This is a genomic window from Acinetobacter seohaensis (assembly GCF_056431365.1).
In genome coordinates, this window is record NZ_JBWKMK010000138.1 from 35,065 (window position 1) to 41,945 (window position 6,881).

Sequence of the window (6,881 nt, forward strand, 5' to 3'; positions counted from 1 at the left end):
AAAGCACATTCTGGATGATTAAATAGTGCGTCGATGTGAAAAATCATAACGATCAATCAGCAAAATCCCGATGGCAAATACCAAAATACTGACAACACAACCCATCCAGCCCCGGTGTTGCCATGCGTAGACCGCCGTTAGTGAACCAAGTGCTGCACCTGAAAAATAAATAGTCATATATACCGCATTAATGCGGGAACGTGCGGTGGCATCAATTCGGTACACCAAGTTTTGATTCAATACGTGAAAAGCAGTTAGACCAAAATAACTCATCAATACGCCAACGGCATAAGCCACAATATTCTGCTGTGCAAAAAAGAGTGGAATGCAAGAAAACAACATCAAGCCAATACATAATATTGCGACAAAATTCTCACGACCTTTGCCGACCGTTTTACCCGACCAACTTGACGAGAAAATTCCAATCACACCCAATAAACCAAAAAGCCCAATTTGAAAATCACTAAAATAATAAGGCGGATTGGCTAAAACAAAAGTCATGGAAGTAAAAACCAAGGACAAAATGGCAAAGCCCAAAGCGCCCGCGCACGCTCTACGAATTAAATGTGGTTGGGTTATAGCCAACTGAATTAAAGAACGATAAATGCCTGCCACAGTCAAATTTTTATTGGCAGCTGTAGAGGGAAGTTTTGTCCACATTAAGCCTGCAAAAAGTAGGGTGATGATGCCGCTGCTGAAATAGACAGCTTGCCAAGACCAATAGGTCGATACAAATCCTGCAAAAGTGCGCGATAAAATAATCCCCATTACCAAGCCACTCATCAATTTGCCGACAATGGCAGCACTCGATTCAGGTGGACTGATGCTAGATGCAAATGGAATAAGCACTTGTGCAGAAATCGCACCAAAAGTGGCACATACGGTAAAGAAATACAGCATGGCTAAATTGCTGCTAAAAGACAGCAAAATTTGCGAAAACGCAGCAAAAACCATCAGGCTGACAATCAATTTACGCTTATTCAGCAAGTCACCCAAAGGCACGAGTAACATTAAACCTAGTCCATAGCCTATTTGTGCCAAAACCACAGCAAAGCCTGCCTGACTGGTGCTAATTCCTAAACTTTTTTCAATTGAATAAATTAAAGGCTGATTAAAATATGCCGACCCTGCACACAAGCCACAGGCGGTTGCCATGAGCAAAATAAATTTAGGCGATAAAGCAGGCGTAGTTGTGGTGGCAACAGCATTAGACATGGCGGCAGAAAGCAAACAAGGGTTAAAGCACTATAAGAACTTAGATGAGGAAGGAGAAATAAGAAAAAACGATCATATCATTGCTAAAAGGAATGAGTGTTTTGAACAATCAGCGATAAAAAGCAGCTCTGTATACGATTGCATAAATATAATTCGAGAAATTCTCTAAAATATGGCAGAATATACGGCTTTTAAAGTTTTTAGAGGATTGGCAAGATGCGCTTTGTTGATGAAGCAGTCATTACCGTAGAGGCTGGCGACGGTGGCAATGGCGTAGCCAGTTTTCGCCGAGAGAAATTTGTACCATTTGGTGGGCCAGATGGCGGTGATGGTGGTCGTGGCGGCAGTATTTTTATTCAAGCCGACGACAACGCAAGCACCCTTGTAGATTATCGTTATACCCGTAAATTTCGCGCTGAACGTGGTAAAAACGGGTCGGGCGCAAACTGTGCAGGTCGTGGTGGTGAATCTGTCGTTTTGACCGTTCCAGTGGGCACAACCATTGTAGATACAGACTCTGGCGATATTATTGCAGATTTAGTCGAAAGCGGTCAGAAAGTATTGGTCGCTCAAGGCGGTGATGGTGGTTTAGGGAATACTCACTTTAAATCATCTACCAACCGAACACCGCGTAAATTCACGCATGGTACCAAAGGTGAATTCCGTGAAATCCGTTTGGAGTTGAAAGTCCTTGCCGATGTAGGCTTGCTAGGCATGCCAAACGCGGGTAAATCGACCTTTATTCGTGCCGTGTCTGCGGCAAAACCAAAAGTTGCTGACTATCCATTTACCACCATGGTGCCAAATTTAGGCGTGGTGGATGCAGATCGTCATCGTTCTTTTGTCATGGCAGATATTCCAGGACTAATTGAAGGTGCAGCAGAAGGCGCAGGTTTGGGGATTCGCTTCCTGAAACACTTGGCGCGTACTCGTATTTTACTGCACATTGTGGATGTTCAACCTATTGATGGTTCTGATCCTGCGTACAATGCCAAAGCAATTCTGCAAGAGTTGGAAAAATTCTCTCCAACTTTGGCAAAGTTACCAATCGTGTTGGTGTTGAATAAACTTGATCAACTTCCTGAAGATTCACGTGAAGAATGGTGTAAACACATTCTTGAAGAATTGCAGTGGGATGGTCCTGTGTTCAAAACTTCAGGCTTAATGTCTGAAGGTACACAGCAAGTGGTGTATTACTTGATGGATCAAATTGAGCAACAACGTGAACGCGAAGTTGAAGATCCTGAGTACGCAGCAGAAATGAAAGCATTCCGTGATCAGCTGGAAGCTGAAACACGTGAACAAACCATTGCCGCGAAAGAAGCGTATCGTGAGATGCGCCGTCAGCAACGTCTTGCAGGTATGTTGGGCGATGACGACGAAGACGATGATGGAGAAGATGGCGAAGTAGAAGTGTACTACGTACGCTAAGCGCTACAAAAAGTGACTGAGGACAAGATGATAGAAGTGGTAGATGGGCAACGTCAGCTCAAGGGTTGTAAACGAATCGTTGTTAAAATCGGATCATCTTTACTCACAGCCAATGGGCAAGGTTTAGATTTGGATGCAATCTCGCATTGGGCGGGACAAATTGCAGATCTACACAATGCTGGACACGAAATTATTTTAGTGTCATCGGGAGCTGTGGCTGAAGGTATGGTGCGAATGAAACTTGAGCATCGACCCACCGATCTACCCAGTCTTCAGGCATGCGCTGCCATTGGTCAAATGGGCTTGATTCAAACTTGGTCAAGTGTGCTGGAAAAACACCAGATTCAAACTGCACAAGTCCTATTAACCCATGATGATTTGGCAGATCGTCGTCGTTATTTAAACTCATGTGATGCTTTGCAAAACCTGATTGAATGGCGCGTGATTCCAGTTATCAACGAAAATGACACAGTGTCTACTGACGAAATTCGCTTTGGTGATAACGACACTTTGGCTGCGATGGTGGCAGGGCAGGTACATGCAGATTTGTTGATTATTTTGACCGATCAGCAAGGCATGTTTGACTCCGACCCACGTTCTAATCCAAACGCAAAACTGTTCCATACTGTACGCGCTTTGGATGAAAGTCTGTTTGATATGGCGGGTGGTGGCGGCAAGTTTGGGCGCGGTGGCATGCTGACCAAAGTCCGTGCAGCGCGTTTGGCGGCTAAATCGGGTTGTCCAACTTTAATTGCCAGTGGTGAAAGTGACAATGTGCTTGCGCGTTTAATGGCGGGCGAAATGTTGGGTACGCTGTTCATTACCGACAATGACCGTATTACGGCGCATCAACAGTGGTTGGCGGCACACTTACAAACAGCAGGACGTTTGGTGATTGATGATGGCGCAGTCAAAGCCATTAAAGAAAACCACCGCAGTTTATTGCCTGTGGGTGTTAAAGCCGTAGAAGGGCATTTTGAACGTGGCGATGTGGTGGAGTGTGTAGATACACAGGGTCATCGTGTCGCTGTGGGACGTGTTAATTTTAGTTCGCGTTCAGCTGACTTGGTCAAAGGCTTGGCTTCTGACAAAGTGCATCAGGTGTTAGGCGAGGCACGTTCACTAGAAATGATTCATCGCAATCATATGGCGATTTACTAGTTTGAGTCTTTTAGGAATGTATTCCTTGAGAAAAACTTGAAAATGAATTTATAAAAGTCCATTTTAAAATGGGCTTTTATCTTATGTAGTGGTGATCAATCTACGATTTCTTTGTAGTTAGGATGAAGTTCATAAAAATGTATAAATGCTCTGAATAAGTCAAAAGGAAAGGACTGTTATAAGTCAGAAGTGGTGATGGAAAATTTCAGTGATTCTTATATAATGTTTTAAAATCAAAACAATAAGATCACCTATGACTAATTATTATTTACCCGAACGTGAAATTTTAAATTTCAAACCTTATCAGTATAAACTCGCTAGTTGGGCATCTTTATCTGCTCTAATCCTCTTGGTCTGTTTTAATCTAAAGCACATCCTAGTCGGAGAATTTCAAAATATTGATTATTTTGATTTTGGCCTTTTTATTATTGTCTTTGTAATTTCCAGCTCAACAAAACTCATCCTCACAACACATTATTTGGAGCTGGCATATACACCTCTATTCCGGAGGAGAATCGCACGAAGTGATATCGAGAAAATGCATATTACACTACCTTTTAATATGGCATTTAAGCAAAAGCACCCCATACTGACTAAAAAGTTATTCAGTCGTAAATCTGATGATAAGCAAGACTTGAATCTAAAAGAAATTGGTCTTTTACAATTCATTCCATTGCATACTCAATCCAATATTTCAGCCATTCAGAAATTCTCTGTATTAAAACAGATTAATCTGCAAGAGCTTTCTAAAGAACAAAGCGAGAGCTTGTTAAGACATTTAAAGCAGGATTGGTATTTTGATATTCCGGTTGTTAATCAACCCCATCAGTCCACTAAACCTGAGCTTCATCAGGATATTGGTAAAACTCCTCTTATTCTAATTTTTATAGCGATGATTCTTGGTTTTTTATGCGTCTTTCTACCAATGGATGGTCTACATTTTGGTACTGAATCTTATCTAGGATTAATTCCTGCCACTCTTTTCACTTTTATTCTTGGTTATATAGTGATTCGTGCAGAGAGAAAAGCATATGCATTTATCACGACTTTAATATGTAGTGTAGTGCTCGGGCCGTGTTTGTATTTTGTCGGTTTACAAGCAAATCGCCTTTACAATGAAGCTCAAGCTCCCATCACACACACTCACATACTTCAACTGATTGCAACCAATGCGCGTTATCAGACTTGGCAACTCCCACTAGAACTCACTGAAAAAACTGGTCTAGATGAAATTTATATCAATCAAAAATGGGCAGGATTTAATCATAACTTAAAATCTGGGCAATCCTACCCAGTTGCCATTAATGAAGGATATTTTAAAGATTTTTGGATTCAAAAAGATGCCTTTAAACACTTAGAAGTAATACAGGGGCATCAGCCATGATGATACCTGATTCCTTAGTTCAACATAGTATTTGCACTAACAAAGAGGAGAAATCACTATTTGAATTTCAACTTTTAAAGCAGGCGAAACTTGATTATAAACATTCAAAAATCAATGCATTTTTAGTTCACAAAAATACTTTTCCTATACTCTTCCTGTTGGCTTTGATACTTTTGTTATTTGATAAAAATAGGCTTTTTTTAGGGCTTACAATCAAACATTATATTTATATTTTGTCTGTACTCATGATTTGCCAATCGGCTTATCAAATCTGGATTGACTATAAAATCAAGCAAAAAATAAACCTGAGAATGAGAAATATACATATTTTTCTTCAACAGGCATCATCAGAAAAATTATTTCCCATATGCCTAAAAAAAATCTGATTGAGTTTGAGATTGAATATTTGAATCGAGAATTTCAAATTCAAACACGTATTTTTAAACATTTTTACCAAATTGATATTTTTAATCCTGATGATTTTAATGACAGAGAAAGCGCTATCTACGCTTTAATAAATCAGTCTGTCATTCTTTATTTATCTTCTGAGTCTGAAACTTTGCTTCAACTATATTTAAAAGATCATGAACTACAAAACGTGAAGTTTAAACCTAGCCGTTTTTTCTTTAATTGCCAACCTTTTTGGCTATTCACCCAAGGCCCGCTCCCGCTGCCTATAGTAATTCACCCTGATGATCTACATAGTATTGAAATTCAATATTTGGCACAGAGTGAGACCTGGTCGTATATATTTAAAGGGCAGATTTTTGAAGACATTTATCTGTTGAGCCAGATTGAAAATATCCACGATTTTGAGCTAGCGTTATCTTCCAATTTGGCTGATTTTGATCATCAAAAACATAAAAAAATCAAACTAAGCAAATGTGAATATGCACAGCAAATTTGGCAAAATCCAAAGCCTTTGAATGAATTAAAAAAGACGCGAAAGCGCAAAAAATTAGCAATTCAATTCACCAGTTTTCAACTTATCTTGATCTTCACTAGCTTATGGCTTGCTTATCCATTTAAAGATTTTTTTCACATATCATTTGCCATTCTTTTTATTTTAATCACAAGTATACTTATGATTTTTATCTATATGTATTTATGTCGTCACTTTAAATACATGATTACGACTGATCAAGTTGCTTTATTTCAGATTCATCCGCGTAAAAAAGGTGGAAATCTATGACTGCTCTATTACGTCTACATATTAAAAAACTGCTCAGTGATGAACGTCGAAAATTATTCAAAACACAGATTACTTTATTGTGCAGTCCCACATTTATTCATCACTATAAAGTCAGGTATCACCGTTATATTGAAATATGCGAGAAAATAAATTGGTTTATTCTTTTACTATTACAAGCTTTATTATTATTCGGTCAAATTTCACAGGAAAATATTCAAACAAACCGATGGGTATACATCATCATAGCGATTTTTTATTATTCCTATATGGTTTTGTTGCACAAACCTGTCCGTAACAGCTTATTCAGCAATATAATTCTTAGATGAATAAGCCCACACCTAAAATCTATCGTACAACTAATTGGTCCTCTTATAAGCTGTCATTAAAAAGTAAACATGTATTCTTTTCCGAATTGGTTTGATACTCTCTCCACCCATTGCTCTATTTTATCAGCTGTCATGACTTGAAAATCTCGCCAATAATATTTCATCTGCTTCC

The 6,881-nt window shown here is 39.2% G+C and carries 7 protein-coding genes and 1 pseudogene; 6 read left to right on the forward strand and 2 right to left on the reverse strand.

The window, feature by feature from the left end; translation table 11 throughout:
- Positions 1 to 18: 18 nt before the first annotated feature.
- Positions 19 to 1,215 (reverse strand): MFS transporter, encoded by a 1,197-nt coding sequence (locus AC07E5_RS13220; protein WP_498625643.1) that lies wholly within the window; start codon positions 1,213 to 1,215, stop codon positions 19 to 21.
- Here AC07E5_RS13220 and AC07E5_RS13225 point away from each other — a divergent pair.
- The 6 genes from AC07E5_RS13225 (at position 1,196) to AC07E5_RS13250 (ending at position 6,383) form a co-directional block, all read left to right on the forward strand.
- Complete coding sequence (locus AC07E5_RS13225) at positions 1,196 to 1,384, forward strand: hypothetical protein (protein ID WP_178865602.1); 189 nt, start codon at positions 1,196 to 1,198, stop codon at positions 1,382 to 1,384. The genes AC07E5_RS13220 and AC07E5_RS13225 overlap by 20 nt on opposite strands.
- A 47-nt stretch (positions 1,385 to 1,431) precedes the next feature.
- The gene (gene cgtA, locus AC07E5_RS13230; RefSeq protein ID WP_004971687.1) at positions 1,432 to 2,646 is read left to right on the forward strand and encodes an Obg family GTPase CgtA; all 1,215 of its coding nucleotides are present in this window, start codon (positions 1,432 to 1,434) and stop codon (positions 2,644 to 2,646) included.
- Positions 2,647 to 2,673: 27 nt separating this feature from the next.
- The gene (gene proB, locus AC07E5_RS13235; RefSeq protein ID WP_178865599.1) at positions 2,674 to 3,807 is read left to right on the forward strand and encodes a glutamate 5-kinase; all 1,134 of its coding nucleotides are present in this window, start codon (positions 2,674 to 2,676) and stop codon (positions 3,805 to 3,807) included.
- Positions 3,808 to 4,060: 253 nt separating this feature from the next.
- Positions 4,061 to 5,191: a hypothetical protein gene (locus AC07E5_RS13240; RefSeq protein WP_498625644.1), complete on the forward strand. Its 1,131-nt coding sequence runs from the start codon at positions 4,061 to 4,063 to the stop codon at positions 5,189 to 5,191.
- Positions 5,188 to 5,577: a hypothetical protein gene (locus AC07E5_RS13245; RefSeq protein ID WP_498625645.1), complete on the forward strand. Its 390-nt coding sequence runs from the start codon at positions 5,188 to 5,190 to the stop codon at positions 5,575 to 5,577. Before AC07E5_RS13240 ends, AC07E5_RS13245 begins: the two co-directional genes overlap by 4 nt.
- A complete protein-coding gene (locus tag AC07E5_RS13250; RefSeq protein WP_498625646.1) occupies positions 5,559 to 6,383 on the forward strand; it encodes a hypothetical protein in 825 nt (274 codons plus the stop codon). Before AC07E5_RS13245 ends, AC07E5_RS13250 begins: the two co-directional genes overlap by 19 nt.
- 382 nt (positions 6,384 to 6,765) lie before the next feature.
- Here AC07E5_RS13250 and AC07E5_RS13255 read toward each other — a convergent pair.
- Positions 6,766 to 6,881: pseudogene (locus AC07E5_RS13255) on the reverse strand (transposase); the annotation flags it as partial.

Excerpts from the sequence above, each read along its gene's own strand:
- AC07E5_RS13245 (WP_498625645.1), top strand. The coding sequence starts at position 5,188 with ATGATGATACCTGATTCCTTAGTTCAACATAGTATTTGCACTAACAAA.
- cgtA (WP_004971687.1), top strand. The coding sequence starts at position 1,432 with ATGCGCTTTGTTGATGAAGCAGTCATTACCGTAGAGGCTGGCGACGGT.
- AC07E5_RS13240 (WP_498625644.1), top strand. The coding sequence starts at position 4,061 with ATGACTAATTATTATTTACCCGAACGTGAAATTTTAAATTTCAAACCT.
- AC07E5_RS13220 (WP_498625643.1), bottom strand. The coding sequence starts at position 1,215 with ATGTCTAATGCTGTTGCCACCACAACTACGCCTGCTTTATCGCCTAAA.
- proB (WP_178865599.1), top strand. The coding sequence starts at position 2,674 with ATGATAGAAGTGGTAGATGGGCAACGTCAGCTCAAGGGTTGTAAACGA.
- AC07E5_RS13250 (WP_498625646.1), top strand. The coding sequence starts at position 5,559 with ATGCCTAAAAAAAATCTGATTGAGTTTGAGATTGAATATTTGAATCGA.